Raw genomic sequence first — 16,585 nt, 5'->3', positions numbered from 1 at the left:
GTCACCGGTCGGTCGGACCGTCCGTCGTGCCGTCGTCGGTCGCCCCGCCGTCGGAGGAGTCGTCCGAGGGCTCCGTGGCCGGGGCGTCCGTCGTGCTGTCCTCCCCGAAGATCTCCGCGAGGGCCTTGTCGACGTCTGACTGGTCGGCCGTGACCTGCTCGCGACGCGAGAAGTAGCCCGCGGGGTCGTCGAGGTCCTCGGTGCCGGGCAGCAGGTCCGGGTGGTCCCAGACACCGTCGCGCGCCTCAGTGCCGACCTGGGCGGCGATGGTCGCCCACAGCGTCGCGGCGTCGCGCGAGCGCCGCGGTCGCAGCTCCAGCCCGACGAGCGAGGCGAAGGTCTGCTCCGCCGGACCACCGGCAGCCCGGCGACGACGGATCATCTCGCGCAGCGCCACGGCGTGCGGCAGGTGGGGGAGTGCCGCCTGGGCGGCGACCTCGTCGACCCAGCCCTCGACGAGCGCGAGCACGGTCTCGAGGCGCAGCAGCGTGGCCTCCTGCTCGGGCGTCGACTGAAGTCCGAACACCCCGCCGGACAGGGCACCACGCAGGGCCTCGGTGTCGGTCGGGTCGATCTCGCGCATCGAGGACTCGAGAGCAGACATGTCGATCGTGATGCCCTGCGCGTACGCCTCGACCAGGCCGAGCAGGTGCCCGCGCAGCCACGAGACGTGGGTGAACAGACGGGCGTGGGCGACCTCGCGGAGCGCGAGGAACAGGCGGACCTCGTCCTCGGGGGCGTCGAGCCCCTCGGCGAAGGCGCTCACGTTGGTGGGCACGAGGACGGTCGCAGGCTCGCTCAGCAGCGGCACGCCGATGTCGGTCGCGCCGAACACCTCGCGGGACAGGGTGCCGGCGGCCGTGCCGACCTGCATGCCGAACACCGCCGAGCCGATCTGACGCATCATCTGGGCAGGGTCGAACCCGTCGGTGCCACCGAGGAACGTCGACAGGCCCGCCATGCCGGGGATGCCGCCCTCCGGGCCGCCGAGCTCCGAGAGGTCCTCGGGCAGCTGGTCCCGCAGGACCGCACCCAGGGCGTCCGCGACAGACGCCGCGACAGGCTGGGCGAGGGTGCTCCAGGCGGGGAGGGTGTGCTCGACCCACTCGGAACGGCTCCAGGCGACGGCCCGGCCTCCACCCGGGGGCAGCTCGGTCGCGGCGTCCAGCCACAGCTCGGCGACGGAGAGCGCCTCGGTCGCCACACGGGTGTCGCGAGCCGACAGCGACGGGTCGCCCTCGGCGACGGCAGCCTGGCGGGCGACGTCGTGCGCGACGTCGGCGTTGACCGGTCCGGTGCCCGTCGCGGTGAGCATCTGCTTGACCTGCTCGAGCACCTGACGGAGCATCGCGGGGTCGTTCTGCAGCGCGGAACCAGCAGCGAGGAGCTCGGGGTCGAGGCCCCTCGCCTTGAGCTCAGCCATGGCCTCGTCGGCATCCGCCCCGAACATCGAGCGCAGCAGCTCTTCCCACTGGCTCGGGTCGGGCTCGCGCGGCGCACCGCTGGGGTCGAACGGGTCGCTGCTCATGAGGGTCTCCTGGGGCGATGACTCGGACCGGGCTTCGATCTGACTACGGTAACCACACAGACGTACCGCGAGAGGTCAGATTCACCATGACATCACACCTGGTTCGCTCAGGGCGCACCGTGGTCCTCGGCGACTCGCCCGTGGCCCGCGGGCTCCGGGCCGTGCTCGGCACCGGCGGCGGCGCCTCCGGAGACGGCACGGACGCCGCGCCCCGAGACGACCTGCTGGGCGCCGACGCCGTCGTGGTCGTGGGGCAGACCGGCGACTTCGCCGCGGTCCCGACCCGGCGGGTGGCCGAGCAGCGCGCGCTGGCCGCCGAGCAGGTGCGCAGCGCAGTCGCGGCCGCCGCCAGGGCCGGCGTCGAGCACGTGGTCGGCATCAGCTCGGCGATGGTCGAGGGGGCTGCGCCCGACCGGCAGCTGATCGACGACCCCGACGACCCCGACGAGGTTCACGACGCGCACGGCACGGGCGGACCGACGACCGTCGCCGACAGCGCTGACGGCGACGGTGCCGCCGCTGCGCCCGACTCCGGAGCCGCCGGTGACCTGCTGGCCTTCGAGGCCGCCCTCCTCGCGGCGGCGGCCGACCACGGGCTCGCGCGCGTCACGGTCCTACGCCCCGCGGTGCTCGTCGGACCCGATGTGGACACTCTCCTGACCCGGCACTTCGAGGCACCCCGGATCCTCACCGTCCGCGGAGTCCGCCGCGACTGGCAGCTCGTGCACCTGGACGACCTCGGGGCGGCGGTCGCGGTCGCGGTCGAGCGTCGGCTCACCGGTGTCCTCACGGTCGGAGCCGTGCGCGACGGCCTCCCGGACGTCCTCGGGCCCGACGAGGTCGTCGAGGTCTCCGGCCTGCGAGCCGTCGACCTGCCCGCCGCGGTCGCCTTCGCGACGGCCGAGCGGCTGCACCGTCTGGGGGTGCTCCCGGCGCCGGCCTCCGACCTCGCCTGCACGGTCTACCCCTGGACCGTGACCTCGCGACGCCTGGTCGCGGCCGGCTGGTCGCCGGGGTGGTCGAGCCGGGACTGCCTCGAGGTGCTCGTCGAGCAGACGAGCGGCCGGAACGGGGTCGGCGGTCGACGCGTCGCACGACGGGACGCCGCGGCGCTCGGGGCTGCGGGGGCCGCGGTCGCCCTGCTCGGGACCGCTGCGGTGTGGCGCCAGGCTCGCGGGCGCCGGTGACCTGACGCGCCGACCAGACGCGCCGACCTGGCGGCGCGCTCGGAGCGCCTCCTCAGCGCGCTGCCAGGGTTCTCGGGGATGATGGGTCGGTGCGCAGCAAGAAGAACACCACCCCCCAGCCCCCGGTGCAGCCCTCCGAGCACGGCTCGGGTCAGCCCGGCGACGGTCGGGAGAGCGCCCTCGAGCGCAACCTCCGCGAGCCCTACGCCCTCCCGGGCCGTGAGCGACCGTCAGCGCGCTCGGTGACTCTCGGGATCTCCTTCATGGTGACGGTCCTGCTGCTCTCGGGCCTCGCCGTCCTGCCCTCCCCGTACGCCGTGAGGTCTCCGGGCCCCACCCGCGACACCCTCGGCCAGGTGGACGGCACCGACCTCATCGAGATCACCGGCGCGACCACCTACGAGTCGACCGGTGAGCTGCGCCTGACGACGGTCGGGGTGAGCGGTGGCCCGGGCTATCCCGTGAACCTCGCCCAGGTGGTCCAGGGCTGGCTCGACCCGACGCGCGTCGTCGCCCCGGTCGAGACGGTGTTCCCCCCGTCCGTCTCCCGGGAGGAGCTGGACGCGCAGAGCTCTGCCGAGATGACGTCGTCGCAAGAGATGGCCACCTACGCCGCGCTCACCGAGCTCGGGTACGACGTGCCCGTGACGATCACCGCGGTCGAGACCGTCGAGGGCTCGGGAGCCCGCGGCGTCGTCGAGGACGGCGACGTCATCGCGTCCTTCGACGGTGACGCCCTCGTCTCGTCCGAGGACCTGCTCGACCGCCTCGCCAGCACCGCCCCGGGGAGCGACGTGGTCCTCGGGATCGTCCGCGACGGCTCGCCGTCCGACGTCACGGTGACGACCACGGACCCCGGCGACGGCTCCGACGGGTCTCGCCTGGGTGTCGTGGTGCAGAGCAGCTTCGACTTCCCGGTCGACGTGAGCATCCAGATCGACAACATCGGCGGCCCGAGCGCCGGGACCATGTTCGCGCTCGGCATCATCGACCGGATGACGCCCGAGGACGAGGTGAACGGTCAGGTGATCGCCGGGACCGGGACCATGGACCTCGCGGGCCAGGTGGGCCCCATCGGCGGGATCCGTCAGAAGCTCGACGGCGCGCTCCGCGACGGGGCCACGTGGTTCCTCGCCCCCGCGGACAACTGCGAGGAGGTCGTCGGGCACGTGCCCGACGGGCTCCAGGTCGCGAAGGTCTCCACCCTTGCCGAGGCGCGTGCCGCGATGGTCGCGATCGGCGCCGGCGAGGGCAGCACGCTGCCGACCTGCTCCTAGGCCAGACGGTACCGGTCGACGGCCGCCGACCGACCGCGGGTGGCTCAGTCGAAGGTCGCGCGCAGCGCGTCGACCAGGCCCGGGACCAGCGCCGGGCCGCCCGCGACGTCGGACGCCGTGTCGTTCGTGCGGGTGCGCAGCGCGCACCACGAGGTCCCGTCGCGCAGCACTCCCACGGCCATCCGCACGTCCTGGCGGTCCGGGTGCTCGGCGAGGTAGGCGAGCGCGGCAGAAGGGTCCTCGGGGACGCCCTCCTCGGCCGACGGCGGGAGGATGATCCGCTCGACGACGAGCGCGGCGCCGGCGACGGCCTCCGGCCAGGTGATCGAGGCGAGGAGGTCGTCGAGCTGGATCGACTCCGGCACGCCGTCCTGCTCGACGGACGTGAGGTGCAGCGGGTTGTCGCGCGCGGCGTCGACGGCCTCGGTGGGGAGGGCGTCGGCGAGAGCGGGCTCGGCCTCCAGGGCGGCCTGCGTCGAGACGAGCGCGAACACGCGCAGCGGCGCGTCCCACCCGGTCGTCGCGACGTGCGACTCGACCTCGGTGACGGCCTGGGCGAGGAAGATCTCGGCCATCGACGGTGCCTGACCGCCCGCGGCGGAGGGCTGCGCGGTGCGCTGCTCGGGGGCGGCGGTGTCGGTGTCGACGGGGGAGGTGCTCGGGCTCGTCGGGTCGGCGGGCCGGGGGGCTGGCTCAGTCATGGGACAAGTCTCGCAGACCTCTCAGCCCGCGGCAGGCGGAGCGGCAGGTGGTCCGGGTCGTCGTCCGGCAGGTCGGCCGACGGTCCGGGCGACCCTGCGGAGCAGGCGATACACCTGCGAACTGTGGGAACCTTGAGGGGACCGCACGCGTTCACTGTGTGAGTGCCCCCTCGGGGCGCTCGTGCACGAGTGTCACCAACAGCGAGGATCCTACGCCGTGTCTTCAGCAGCGCCCCCTCGTCGACCAGCCCCCGCACGGGGTCCGGGTCGCCGCAGGCCGAGTCCGCTCGTCATCACCGCCGCCGCCGTCGGCGTCGTCGTGGTGGCCCTCTTCCTGCTCGCGCAGTTCTGGACGGAGGTGATGTGGTTCCAGCAGCTCGGGTACGAGAAGGTCATCTGGACGCAGTGGGGCACGCGCGCCGCCCTGTTCGCCGTCGGGTTCCTCGTGATGGGCGCCGCCGTCTACGTGAGCCTCCAGCTCGCGTACCGGAAGCGACCGATCTACGCGCCGTCGACGCCTGAGCAGGCGACCCTCGACCAGTACCGCGAGGCCATCGAGCCGCTGCGCCGCCTGGTGATGATCGCGGCCCCGCTGGTGATCGGCCTCTTCGCCGGCATCGCGGCCTCCTCGCAGTGGCAGACGGTCCTCCTCGCGCTGAACTCGGTGCCCTTCGGGACGACCGACCCGCAGTGGAACATGGACCTGTCGTTCTTCATCTTCACCCTGCCGGTGCTGCGCTTCGCCGTGAGCTTCCTCATGGCCGTCGCGATCATCTCCGGCATCGGTGCGCTCGCGACCCTCTACCTGTACGGCGGCCTGCGCCTCAACGACGGCGGCGTCCGCACCACGGCCGCGGCCCGTATCCAGCTCGCGTCCACCGCGGCGGTCATCATGCTGCTGCTCGGCGTGAACTACTGGCTGGACCGGTACTCGATCCTCAAGACGGAGAACGACCGGTTCGCCGGTGCGTCCTTCTCCGACGTCAACGCCGTGATCCCGTCCAAGGCGATCCTCGCCGGCGTCGCGGTGCTCGTCGCCGCGCTCTTCATCGTCACCGCGATCCGCGGCAACTGGCGTCTGCCCGCGATCGGTGTCGGCCTCATGGTCGTCGCCGCCATCGCCGTCGGCGGCATCTACCCCGCGATCGTCCAGCGCTTCCAGGTCACGCCGAACGCGCAGGAGCTCGAGTCCGAGTACATCCAGCGCAACATCGACGCGACCCGGACGGCCTTCGGCCTCGACGCGATCGAGACGACGTCGTACAACGCCAAGACCACGGCCGAGGCCGGCGCACTCCGCGAGGACGCGCAGACCACGCAGTCGATCCGTCTGCTCGACCCGACGATCGTCAGCCCGTCGTTCCGTCAGCTGCAGCAGAACCGTGGCTACTACAACTTCGCCGACACCCTCTCCGTCGACCGCTACGAGATCGACGGCGAGAGCCGCGACACCGTGATCGCCGTCCGTGAGCTCGACCTCAACGGCCTCGGCGCGGACCAGCGCAACTGGACGAACGACCACACGGTCTACACCCACGGCTTCGGCGTGGTCGCGGCCTTCGGCAACCAGATCGGCCCGGACGGTCGTCCGGCCTTCTACGAGGGCGGCATCCCGTCGGTCGGCGCGCTGACCGACGAGACGGAGAACGGCTACGAGCCGCGCATCTACTTCAGCCCGCGGTCCCCGAGCTACTCCATCGTCGGCGCCCCCGAGGGCACCGAGCCGTGGGAGCTCGACTACCCGACCGACGAGGGCGGCGGCCAGGTCAACACGACCTTCCCGACCGGCGACGTCGCGATCGGCCCGGACCTGGGCTCGTTCATGAACAAGCTGCTCTACGCGCTCAAGTTCCAGTCCGAGGAGATCCTCTTCTCCGACCGTGTGACCTCCGAGTCGCAGATCGTCTACGACCGTGACCCGCGGGCCCGTGTCGAGAAGGTCGCGCCGTACCTGACCCTCGACGGCCGCGTGTACCCCGCAGTGGTCGACGGCCGCGTCAAGTGGATCATCGACGGCTACACCACCTCGAACGAGTACCCCTACTCCGCGTCGGAGTCCCTCGAGGACGTCACGGCCGACTCGCTCACCGCGACGTCGAACTCCATCCAGGCACTCGCGCCGCAGCAGGTCAACTACATCCGCAACTCGGTCAAGGCGACCGTGGACGCGTACGACGGCTCCGTGACGCTCTACGCGTGGGACACCGAGGACCCGGTCCTCCAGGCCTGGCAGGGCGTGTTCCCCAACATGATCGAGCCGATCTCGGAGATCTCGGGCGACCTCATGAGCCACATGCGCTACCCCGAGGACATGTTCAAGGTGCAGCGCGCGCTCCTCACGCGCTACCACGTCGACACCGCGAGCGAGTTCTTCTCCGGTCAGGACTTCTGGCGCAGCCCGACGGACCCGACCGGCAGCGCCGCGAACACGACGCTCCAGCCGCCGTACTACCAGACGCTGCAGATGCCGGGCCAGGACGAGCCGACCTTCTCGCTGTCGTCGTCGTTCATCACCGGTGGTACCAGCGACCGCAACGTGATGACCGGGTACCTGGCGGTCGACGCCGAGGCCGGCAACACCGCGGGCGAGGTCGCCGAGGGCTACGGCACGCTGCGGCTCCTCGAGCTGCCGCGTGGCTCGACGGTCCCCGGACCGGGTCAGGTGCAGAACAACTTCAACTCCGACTCGGACATCGCCCGGGACCTCAACCTGCTGCGGCAGGGAAACTCGACGGTCCTCAACGGCAACCTGCTGACCCTGCCCATGGGTGGCGGACTGCTCTACGTGCAGCCCGTCTACGTCCAGTCCTCGAGCGGTACGGTCTTCCCGCTGCTCCGCAAGGTCCTCGTGGCCTTCGGCGACGAGGTCGGCTTCGCCGACACCCTCGACGAGGCGCTCGACCAGGTGTTCGCCGGTGACTCCGGTGCGACGGCAGGTGACGCCGAGTCTCCTGACGAGGGCGACGTCCCGGTCGACGACCCGACGACCGACCCCGAGGACGGGGCCACCGACGCCCCGACCGAGGAGCCGACGACGGACCCGACCACGGAGCCGACCGACGCAGCGACGCCGGACGTCCCCGCGGGCGACGCACGCACCCAGCTGAACGAGGCGCTGGCCGACGCGAAGACGGCTCTCGAGGAGAGCCAGACCGCGCTGACCAACGGTGACTTCGCCGCGTACGGCGAGGCGCAGGACCGTCTCCAGGTCGCTCTCGAGGCTGCGCTCGCCGCAGACGAGGCGCTCGGGAACTGATCCGACGCGCTCCGGCGCTCGGCTCGACCCACCACCACGGCGGCCCCCTCTCCACCGGAGAGGGGGCCGCCGTCGTCGTCCCCGGGCGTGGACGCGGTTTGCCTCGCGGTGCCCGGACCGAGGACGATGTCGCCATGACAACGATGAACACCACGGGACACCACACGATCACGGACGGGTCGTTCGGCTCCCTCCCCACGAAGCTCCTCCAGCACGCGAGCGGTGCGCAGGCGGAGATCGCGGTCCGTGGCGCGACGGTGCTGTCGTGGACCGCCCCCTGGCGCGACGGCTGGGCGGGCTACATCGACGGGTACCGCGACGAGGCGGACCTCCTGGCGCAGCACGGCGGACGCAGCGCCATCCTCTTCCCCTTCGCGAACCGTCTCAAGGACGACCGGTACACCTTCGACGGGACCACCCACGAGGTGGGCCTCCAGTTCCCCGTCGACAAGGAGGTCATCCACGGGCACGCGCGCGGCCACGACTGGACGGTCGTCGCCCAGGACACCGACCCGGCGTCGGGTGCCGTGAGCATCACCTTCGGCTTCGAGGTGCGACCCGGAGACGTCGACGGCTATCCCTTCGCGCTCGACGCGACGGTGCGCTTCGACCTCACCGAGACGTCGCTCGACCTCACCCTCACCTACCGCAACGTCGGCGAGACCGACGCGCCGGTGGCCGCCGGCTGGCACCCGTACTTCACGCTGCCCGGGCACGACACCATCGACACCCTGGGGCTGCGTGTCCCGGCGCGCGCCCAGGTCGTCAACGACGCGGGCCTGATCCCGCTCCCGGGTGACGCCGCCTACGCACCGTTGGACGCCGACCTCGTCCACGAGACCCTCGAGGGCGTCCAGTACGACCACGCCTGGGACCGTCTCGTGCCCGACGCCGACGGCGTCGTCCGCACGCTGCTCACGGACCCGGCCACCGGCGACGGCGTCGCGGTGTGGCAGAAGACGGGCACGCTGCTCGTGTTCACGAGCGACGCGCTCGACCGCAAGCGCGAGTCCGTCGCGATCGAGTCGCTCGAGACGACCACGGACGCCTTCAACCGCCCGGACCGCGCCGACGACGTGCGCGTAGCCGTGGGTCAGGAGAAGACCTTCGCGATCGGTGCGCACGTGGTGCGCGGCGACCGTGCGTGAGCAGGCCTGAGCAGGCCTGAGCGGCGCTGAGAGCGGAGTCACACGGGCTGCGGGGCTGATCGACTTGGCCCTGCAGCCCGGGTGACGTAACGTTGTCCTTACCGACGCGGGGTGGAGCAGCTCGGTAGCTCGCTGGGCTCATAACCCAGAGGTCGCAGGTTCAAATCCTGTCCCCGCTACAGATGCAGTACCGAGAAGCCCTCCTGGTCCCGACCAGGAGGGCTTCTCGCATGCCGGGGGCGGGTGGCTCGTACTACGGTCGAGGGCATGATCCCCGCTGACCTCTCCCTGCTCCGCGCCCCCGGGGCGCCCTCGCTCTCGCCCGACGGCACCTTCGCCGTGGTGGCCCGGATCGCGCCCGACCTCGAGACCGACGAGTACACCGGCCAGGTCTGGCGCGTGAGCGTCGAAGGCTCGACCGCCCCGGTCCGCCTCACCCGCGGGCACCGGGACACCGACCCGCAGGTGTCACCCGACGGGCGCTGGGTCGCGTTCCTGCGTGCCGAGCCGAAGGGCCGCCCGCAGGTGCACCTCGTCGAGGCGGTGGGTGGTGAGCCGGTCCGGTTGACCGACGCGCCGCTCGGAGCCCAGGCGCCGCAGTTCAGCCCGGACGGCTCGAGCCTCGCCTTCCTCGCCCGCGTCCCCGACGAGGGGCGCTACGTGGTCGACGGGAACCCCGCTGCGGAGCGCCCGCGGCACATCACCGAGCTCACCTACCGCCACGACGGGGTCGGGTTCACGCACGACAAGCGCCGTCAGCTGTTCGTGGTCGACGTCCCTGCTGACCCCGAGGCACGCTCGCTCGTCGCCGAGGACGGGACGAGCGGGTCGGTCGCCCGGCAGGTGACCTCGGGCGACGTCGACCTCTCGAGCGCGCTCTGGCTGTCCGACGGTCGCCACGTGGTCGTGGTGGCGGCCCGGCACGCTGGACGGCACCAGGACCGGCGCTCTGACGTCGTGGTGATCGACACCGCGGCCGACGGCGACGGTGCGCTGCACCCCCTGACCGACGCGGACGCAGGCTCGACGCTCGCGGTGGCTGCAGCCGTGCCGACGTCGGACGGCGCCGGGTTGTGGGTGCTCGCCCAGGACATGGGCCCCTCGGGGCGTGACTTCGTGGCGCGGCAGACCGGGCTCTTCCACCTGCCGCTGCAGACGGACGCCGACGGGCGGCCAGCGGCGGCCGGGCTGCCGCAGCGCCTCACCGACGAGGAGGCCGTCGACCTCGACCCGTCGACCGTCGCCGCGACGCCCGACGGTGTGCTCGTCGGGCGGCTGGAGCGCGGGACCGTGGTGCTCGACGAGCTGCGTGCTGACGGTGCCGCGCGCGAGCTCGTCGGCGGGTCCGTCGTGGTGCACGGCGTCTCGACGGCCGCGGGGCGCGCGGTCGTGACGGTCGCGGGCCCGAGCACCTCGGGCGACGTCTACGCGGTCGACCTCGGAGACGGCGGGTCGCGGACGCTCACCGACTGGTCCGAGCCCCTGCGCGCGACCGGACGGGTGCGCGAGCCCGTCGAGATCACCACGACCGCCCCTGACGGGTATCCCGTCCACGGCTGGGCGGTCACACCGGACCCTGAGCGCTTCGGTGCCGGACCGCACCCGACGATCCTCATGATCCACGGCGGGCCGTTCGCGCAGTACACGGTCGCGCTCTTCGACGAGGTCCAGACGCTCGCAGGCGCCGGGTACGCCGTCGTCTACGGCAACCCGCGCGGCGCAGCCGGCTACGGCGGGGCCCACGGCGCGGCGATCCGGCACGCCTTCGGCACCGTCGACACCGACGACGTGCTGGCGCTCCTCGAGGCCGCGCTGGCCGACCCGGCGCTCGACGCCGACCGGGTGGGCGTCATGGGCGGGTCCTACGGCGGCTACCTCACGGCGTGGCTCACCACCCGGACGGACCGCTTCGCGGCGGCTGTCGTCGAGCGCGGGTTCCTCGACCCGGTGAGCTTCGTCGGGTCGAGCGACATCGGGTGGTTCTTCGGGCTCGAGTACCTCGGCGACGGAGACACGGACGAAGACCGTGCTCGGGTCGCCGCGCAGTCGCCCATGGCGCACGTGGCACAGGTGACGACCCCGACCCTCGTGATCCACTCCGAGCAGGACTGGCGGTGCCCCGTCGAGCAGGGGCAGCGGTGGTTCGTCGAGCTCAAGCGCCGCGGCGTCGAGGCCGAGCTGCTGCTGTTCCCGGGGGAGGGGCACGAGCTCACGCGCTCGGGCCGCCCCCAGCACCGGCTGGTGCGGCTCGAGCACGTGCTCGCCTGGTGGGAGCAGCAGCTGCCGGTGCCGGGTCGCGGCGAGACCGCCTAGAGGCCGACCATCGCCATGCCCGACTCGTCGTAGCGGTTGCCGCTCACCGGGATCCGGCGCGTGAGGGCGTCGAGGTCGGCCACCTCGTCGGCCGACAGCGCGAGGGCCGCAGCCCCTGCGTTCTCCTCGACGCGCTCGATGCGCCGGGTCCCCGGGATCGGCACGACCCACGGCTGCTGCGCCAGCAGCCAGGCGAGCGCCACCTGACCGGGCGTCGCCCCCTTGGCAGCGGCGAGGGTGCGCACGTGCTCCACGAGCGCCTCGTTGGCCGTGAGGTTCTCGGGGGTGAAGCGCGGGACCCGGTTGCGGATGTCACCCTCGCTGAAGGTGGTCGACGTGTCCACCGAACCGGTGAGGAACCCCTTGCCGAGGGGGCTGAAGGGGACGAACCCGATCCCGAGCTCGGCGAGCGTCGGCAGCACCTCGGCCTCCGGGTCGCGGGTCCACAGCGAGTACTCGCTCTGGACCGCCGTCACGGGGTGCACGGCGTGGGCGCGCCGGATGGTCCCGGCACCCGCCTCGGAGAGGCCGAAGTGCCGGACCTTGCCCGCCTGGACCAGCTCGGCCACCGCGCCGGCGACCTCCTCCACGGGGACGTCGGGGTCGACACGGTGCTGGTAGAAGAGGTCGAGGGTGTCGGTCCGCAGGCGGCGCAGGGACGCGTCGGCGACCCTGCGGATCTGCTCCGGGCTCGAGTCGAGGCCGACCATGCGGCCGTCCTCGATGCGCCACCCGAACTTCGTGGCCACGACCACCTGGTCGCGGACCGGCTCGAGGGCCTCGCCGACGAGCTCCTCGTTGACGTAGGGGCCGTACACCTCAGCGGTGTCGAAGAACGTGACCCCGCGGTCGACGGCGGCGCGCAGGACGCCGATCATCTCCTCGCGCGAGCCGGGGTTGGGGCCATAGCTCTGGGACATGCCCATCGCGCCGAGGCCGACCGCCGAGACCTGCAGTCCCTGACCGAGCGTACGAGTGTGCATGGTGACCTCCGTGGTGCGTCGTCGTCTGCTGTCACTCCTCACGCTAGGCACCGGTGGCGCGAGGTGGCAGGGCCTGCTGGTACCCCGATCGGTGGGGCCCCTCGGTGGCCTGACCTGCGCGGAGGTGGGCGGCGGGGGTGGTGGGCACCACTCCGAGAACCCTTCATGGCGGTAGGGATCGCGTCGATCGGTCCGGTGACCGACATCCCGCCACGAAGGAGCCTCACCGTGAGCACGACCGTCCCAGCCACCTCGCGCCGCACTGCCTGGGCCTCTGGCATCGCCGCCAAGATCCTGCTCTGCGTCGCGATCATGGGGGTCGTCGCGCTCGCGACCGGCGCCTTCGCCTGGGCGCGCCTCGGAGCCCTCGACACGCAGATGCAGAAGATCCAGACGGAGAACGTCGAGCGCCTCGACGCGCTCGTGAGCATCCAGCAGAACCTCGCCGCCACCTACAAGGGCACCATCCGCTACACCACTCCCGGCGCCACCTACCTCTCCGAGGAGGCGCTGCAGCAGACGCTCGACGCAGAGGCCGGAGTCACCGGCGCGCTGGAGCGCTACGCCGCGCTGTCGGACCCCGACGCCACGTGGCAGGCCAACGTCGCCGCCTTCGACGAGGCCTGGAGCTCCTACCTCGACCTCTTCAACACCGTCGTGCTCCTGCAGCCCGCCCCCGCCGGCTACACACCGCCGCCCGCGGACCGCCTCGTCGAGGCCTTCGACGACGCGGAAGGCGCGCTCGCGGGGTCGGCAGAGGCCATGGGCGACTACGAGGTGCGCCTGACCGGCGAGGCCTCGGCCGACGCCCACGCGCTCGCCGACCAGTCCCGTCTGCTCGTCGTGGTCCTGCTGCTCGTCGGGCTCGCCGGGGCTGTCGTCGCCGCCGTCGTGAGCGGTCGGAGCACGGCGCGACGTGTCGGCCAGGTGCGCGACGCGCTCGTGGCGATCGCCGACGGCGACCTCACCGAGCGTGCCGTGCCGGTGGGCGAGGACGAGATCGGCCAGATGGGTCGGGCCGCCCGGTCTGCGGCGGAGAGCCTGCGGGGGACCGTCACGACGCTGTCCGAGAGCTCGACCGCCCTGAGCCAGGGGTCGTCGGCGCTGCTGGACCGGGCCCGTGAGATCGCCGGGACCAGCGAGGCGACCACCACGCAGACCCGTGCGCTCGGGGTGGCCGCGCGGGACGTGTCGACGAACGTGCTCACCGTCGCGACCGGTGCCGAGGAGATGGGTGCGGCGATCCGCGAGATCTCGCAGTCGGCGCAGGACGCGGCGCGCGTCGCCAACCAGGCGGTCGGATCTGCCGAGGCCACGACCGCGACGGTCGGCAAGCTCGGCGAGTCCTCGACGGAGATCGGGAACGTCATCAAGGTGATCACCTCGATCGCCGAGCAGACCAACCTGCTGGCGCTCAACGCGACCATCGAGGCGGCCCGCGCCGGCGAGGCGGGCAAGGGCTTCGCCGTCGTCGCGAGCGAGGTCAAGGAGCTCGCGCAGGAGACGGCCAAGGCGACCGAGGACATCGCGCGCCGCGTGCAGACCATCCAGTCGGACAGCACGGACGCGGCTGGCGCCATCGCCGAGATCGCCGAGGTGATCGCCCGGATCAACGACTACCAGGCGACCATCGCGAGCGCGGTCGAGGAGCAGAACGCCACGACAACCGAGATCAGCCGGAGCATCGCCCAGACGGCTGCCGGGGCCACGCAGATCTCTGCGGGGATCGACGACGTCGAGGCCCAGGCGGTGGTGACCTCCGAGAGCGGCGAGAGCACCCGCGTGCAGGCGGAGCACATGGCCGGGATGGCAGCCACGCTCCAGCAGGCGGTGGCACGCTTCAGGCTCTGACGACGACGCACGACGCGGGGGACGCTGCCTGCCTGGCAGCGTCCCCCTCGTCGTGCTTCGGCCGACGGCGTCAGGCGTGCGTGACCTGCCGTGCGTCGTGGTCGGACGTGTCGTCGTCGGTCACCAGGACCGGCGCCTGGTCGACGGCGTGGCCCTCGACGTCGACGTGGGGGAGCACGCGGTCGAGCCAGCGGGGGATCCACCAGGCGCTCTTGCCCATGAGGGACAGCAGCGCGGGCATGAGGACCAGGCGAACGACGAACGCGTCAGCCAGCACGCCGACCATGAGCCCGAAGGCGATCGACGCGGCGACCGAGAAGGTGCTGGTCGCGAAGCCGGCGAAGACCACGGTCATGATGGTGGCCGCCGCCACGAGCACGGGGGCCGAGCGCGAGAAGCCCTCGACGACTGCGTCCTTGGGGGACAGTCCGCGGTCGTGCATCTCCTTGATCCGCGAGACGAGGAACACCTGGTAGTCCATCGCGAGGCCGAACAGCACGCCCACGAGCAGGATCGGGAGCAGGCTGAGCATCGGGTCGCCCTGCGGTGCGTTGACCAGGGCGGGCAGCCAGCCCCACTGGAAGACCGCCACGCTGGCACCGAAGGACGCTCCGACGGAGAGCAGGAAGCCGAGCGTCGCCACCAGGGGGATGAGCAGGGAGCGGAACAGCAGGACCAGCAGCGCGAGCGAGATGAGCACGATGACCACGAGGTACTTGACGAGGGCGTCGGCGAGCGCGGCGTCCTGGTCGATGCCGATGGCGGTCTCGCCGGTGACCTCGACGTGGATGCCGGAGATCGAGTCGCCGTCCTCGCGCAGCTGGTGGACGAGGTCCTCGGTGGAGTCGTCGATGGGCCCGCCGGTGGGGATGACGGTGATGCGGGCGGTCTGGCCGTCGGCGCTGACCTCGGCCGGGATGACCTGCCCGACGCCGGGCATCTGCGCAAGCTGGTCTTCGAGAGCGGCGGTGCTGGAGGCGACGTCGTCACCCTCCGCCAGGACGATCAGCGGGCTCTGCACTCCGCCGAAGGCGTCGAGGACGACGGTGTAGGCGGTGCGCTCGGTGGACTCCGGGTCGGTGCCGCCGGGGACGTTGAAGGCCGTCTTCATGCTGAGCATCGGCAGGGCGACGACGAGCAGGACGACGACGCCCGAGACCAGGGAGATCACGGGGCGACGGACGACGGCCTGCCCCCAGCGGCGGACGAAGCCGCGGGTGGGCGTGGCGTCCTCGTCGACGAGCACGCCTGCGGCCAGGGCACGGCGGTGCTTCTTCGAGAGGGCCTTGACGCCGAGGGTCTTCATGAGGACGGGCAGGAGGGTGAGGGAGAGCAGGACCGCGACCAGGACACCGAAGGCACCGGCCATGCCCATCTCGGTGATGAAGCCGATGCCGGCGACCATCAGCGCGGCGAGCGCCACGATGACGGTGAGGCCGGCGAAGACGACGGCGGTGCCGGCCGTGCCGGTGGCGCGGGCGATCGAGTCCTCGACCGACCGTCCCGACCGCAGCTCGGTGCGGAACCTCGACAGGATGAACAGCGAGTAGTCGATGCCGACCGCGAGGCCGAGCATCGAGGCGAGGATGATCGAGTTCTCGCCGATCGGGGTGATGGACCCGTAGGCGAGGACCCCGACGAGACCGACGCCGACGCCGAAGACGGCGACGAGCAGGTTGGCCCCGGCGGCGCGCATCGAGCCGAAGGTGAGGACCAGGACGAGGAACGCGACGAGCACGCCGACGACCTCGCCCGGGCCGGACTCTGCGCCGAGCGGGACGAGGTTGCCGCCGAGCTCGACCCCGAGGTCGGCCGGAGCGGACTCCTGGAGGGCGAGGGCTGCGTCGTAGGAGGTCACCTGACCGTCCTCGGAGAGGTCCCCGTAGGTGAGGGTCGCGACGGCGACGCTCCCGTCGGGCGAGACGAAGGGCTGTGCGGGGTCGAAGGGGTCGGAGACCGTCTGGACGCCCGGGAGGGACGCGGCCTCGGTGAGGACGTCCTGGATGCCCGCGGTGACGGTCGGGTCGGTGACGGTGGCGTCCGCAGGGGCGAACACCAGCTGGAGGGTCCCGCCGGCGGGGGCCTCGGTCGAGGGGAACTCGCGGTTCATGACCTCGAGGGCCTGAGAGGCGCGCGACCCTGGGATGGTCTCCGGGGCGCTCTCCCCGGACCCGTTGACGCCGAGGATCCCGGCGAGGCCGGCGAAGACGGCCAGCCAGACGCCGACCACCACCAGCCGGTGCCCGGCGCTGAAGCGCCCGAGGCGAGAGAGGAACGTGGACATGGCACTCCTTGGGGAAGGGCGGGTGTGATCGCTACCGATCCTTCTCGCGGAGACGCC

General features: G+C 72.2%; 10 protein-coding genes and 1 tRNA gene. 7 read left to right on the top strand and 4 right to left on the bottom strand.

Translation table 11 applies throughout. From position 1 onward, the window contains the following. Position 1: 1 nt before the first annotated feature. Positions 2 to 1,528, bottom strand: coding sequence for a zinc-dependent metalloprotease (locus tag SKED_RS13495; RefSeq protein WP_012867722.1), 1,527 nt, complete (start codon positions 1,526 to 1,528; stop codon positions 2 to 4). 86 nt (positions 1,529 to 1,614) lie between these two features. On the opposite strand from SKED_RS13495, the gene SKED_RS13490 reads away from it, so the two are divergent. Beyond that, the gene (locus SKED_RS13490; protein ID WP_081447995.1) at positions 1,615 to 2,715 is read left to right on the top strand and encodes a Rossmann-fold NAD(P)-binding domain-containing protein; all 1,101 of its coding nucleotides are present in this window, start codon (positions 1,615 to 1,617) and stop codon (positions 2,713 to 2,715) included. Positions 2,716 to 2,804: 89 nt separating this feature from the next. Then, positions 2,805 to 3,992: a YlbL family protein gene (locus SKED_RS13485; RefSeq protein ID WP_012867720.1), complete on the top strand. Its 1,188-nt coding sequence runs from the start codon at positions 2,805 to 2,807 to the stop codon at positions 3,990 to 3,992. A gap of 44 nt (positions 3,993 to 4,036) precedes the next feature. Here the strand turns inward: SKED_RS13485 and SKED_RS13480 are convergent, their stop codons facing one another. Then, positions 4,037 to 4,693 (bottom strand): PPA1309 family protein, encoded by a 657-nt coding sequence (locus tag SKED_RS13480; RefSeq protein ID WP_012867719.1) that lies wholly within the window; start codon positions 4,691 to 4,693, stop codon positions 4,037 to 4,039. Positions 4,694 to 4,910: 217 nt separating this feature from the next. Here SKED_RS13480 and SKED_RS13475 point away from each other — a divergent pair, with 217 nt between their 5' ends. From SKED_RS13475 to SKED_RS13460, 4 genes are all read left to right on the top strand, one after another. Next, the gene (locus tag SKED_RS13475) at positions 4,911 to 7,949 is read left to right on the top strand and encodes a UPF0182 family membrane protein (protein WP_012867718.1); all 3,039 of its coding nucleotides are present in this window, start codon (positions 4,911 to 4,913) and stop codon (positions 7,947 to 7,949) included. Positions 7,950 to 8,083: 134 nt separating this feature from the next. Then, complete coding sequence (locus SKED_RS13470) at positions 8,084 to 9,097, top strand: aldose 1-epimerase (RefSeq protein ID WP_245534565.1); 1,014 nt, start codon at positions 8,084 to 8,086, stop codon at positions 9,095 to 9,097. A 105-nt stretch (positions 9,098 to 9,202) separates the two neighbouring features. Continuing rightward, positions 9,203 to 9,276 (top strand) — tRNA-Met (locus tag SKED_RS13465). Between the two features lie 88 nt (positions 9,277 to 9,364). Beyond that, positions 9,365 to 11,410: a S9 family peptidase gene (locus tag SKED_RS13460; RefSeq protein WP_012867716.1), complete on the top strand. Its 2,046-nt coding sequence runs from the start codon at positions 9,365 to 9,367 to the stop codon at positions 11,408 to 11,410. Here SKED_RS13460 and SKED_RS13455 read toward each other — a convergent pair. Continuing rightward, the gene (locus SKED_RS13455; RefSeq protein ID WP_012867715.1) at positions 11,407 to 12,393 is read right to left on the bottom strand and encodes an aldo/keto reductase; all 987 of its coding nucleotides are present in this window, start codon (positions 12,391 to 12,393) and stop codon (positions 11,407 to 11,409) included. The genes SKED_RS13460 and SKED_RS13455 overlap by 4 nt on opposite strands. A gap of 228 nt (positions 12,394 to 12,621) precedes the next feature. On the opposite strand from SKED_RS13455, the gene SKED_RS13450 reads away from it, so the two are divergent. Continuing rightward, a complete protein-coding gene (locus SKED_RS13450) occupies positions 12,622 to 14,244 on the top strand; it encodes a methyl-accepting chemotaxis protein (protein WP_012867714.1) in 1,623 nt (540 codons plus the stop codon). Positions 14,245 to 14,314: 70 nt separating this feature from the next. On the opposite strand, the gene SKED_RS13445 is transcribed toward SKED_RS13450, so the two are convergent. Next, the gene (locus tag SKED_RS13445) at positions 14,315 to 16,528 is read right to left on the bottom strand and encodes an MMPL family transporter (RefSeq protein ID WP_012867713.1); all 2,214 of its coding nucleotides are present in this window, start codon (positions 16,526 to 16,528) and stop codon (positions 14,315 to 14,317) included. Between the last annotated feature and the right edge of the window lie 57 nt (positions 16,529 to 16,585).

This window comes from Sanguibacter keddieii DSM 10542, assembly GCF_000024925.1.
Taxonomy (GTDB): Bacteria; Actinomycetota; Actinomycetes; order Actinomycetales; family Cellulomonadaceae; genus Sanguibacter; species Sanguibacter keddieii.
This window is presented reverse-complemented; position numbering and strand designations above follow the sequence as displayed.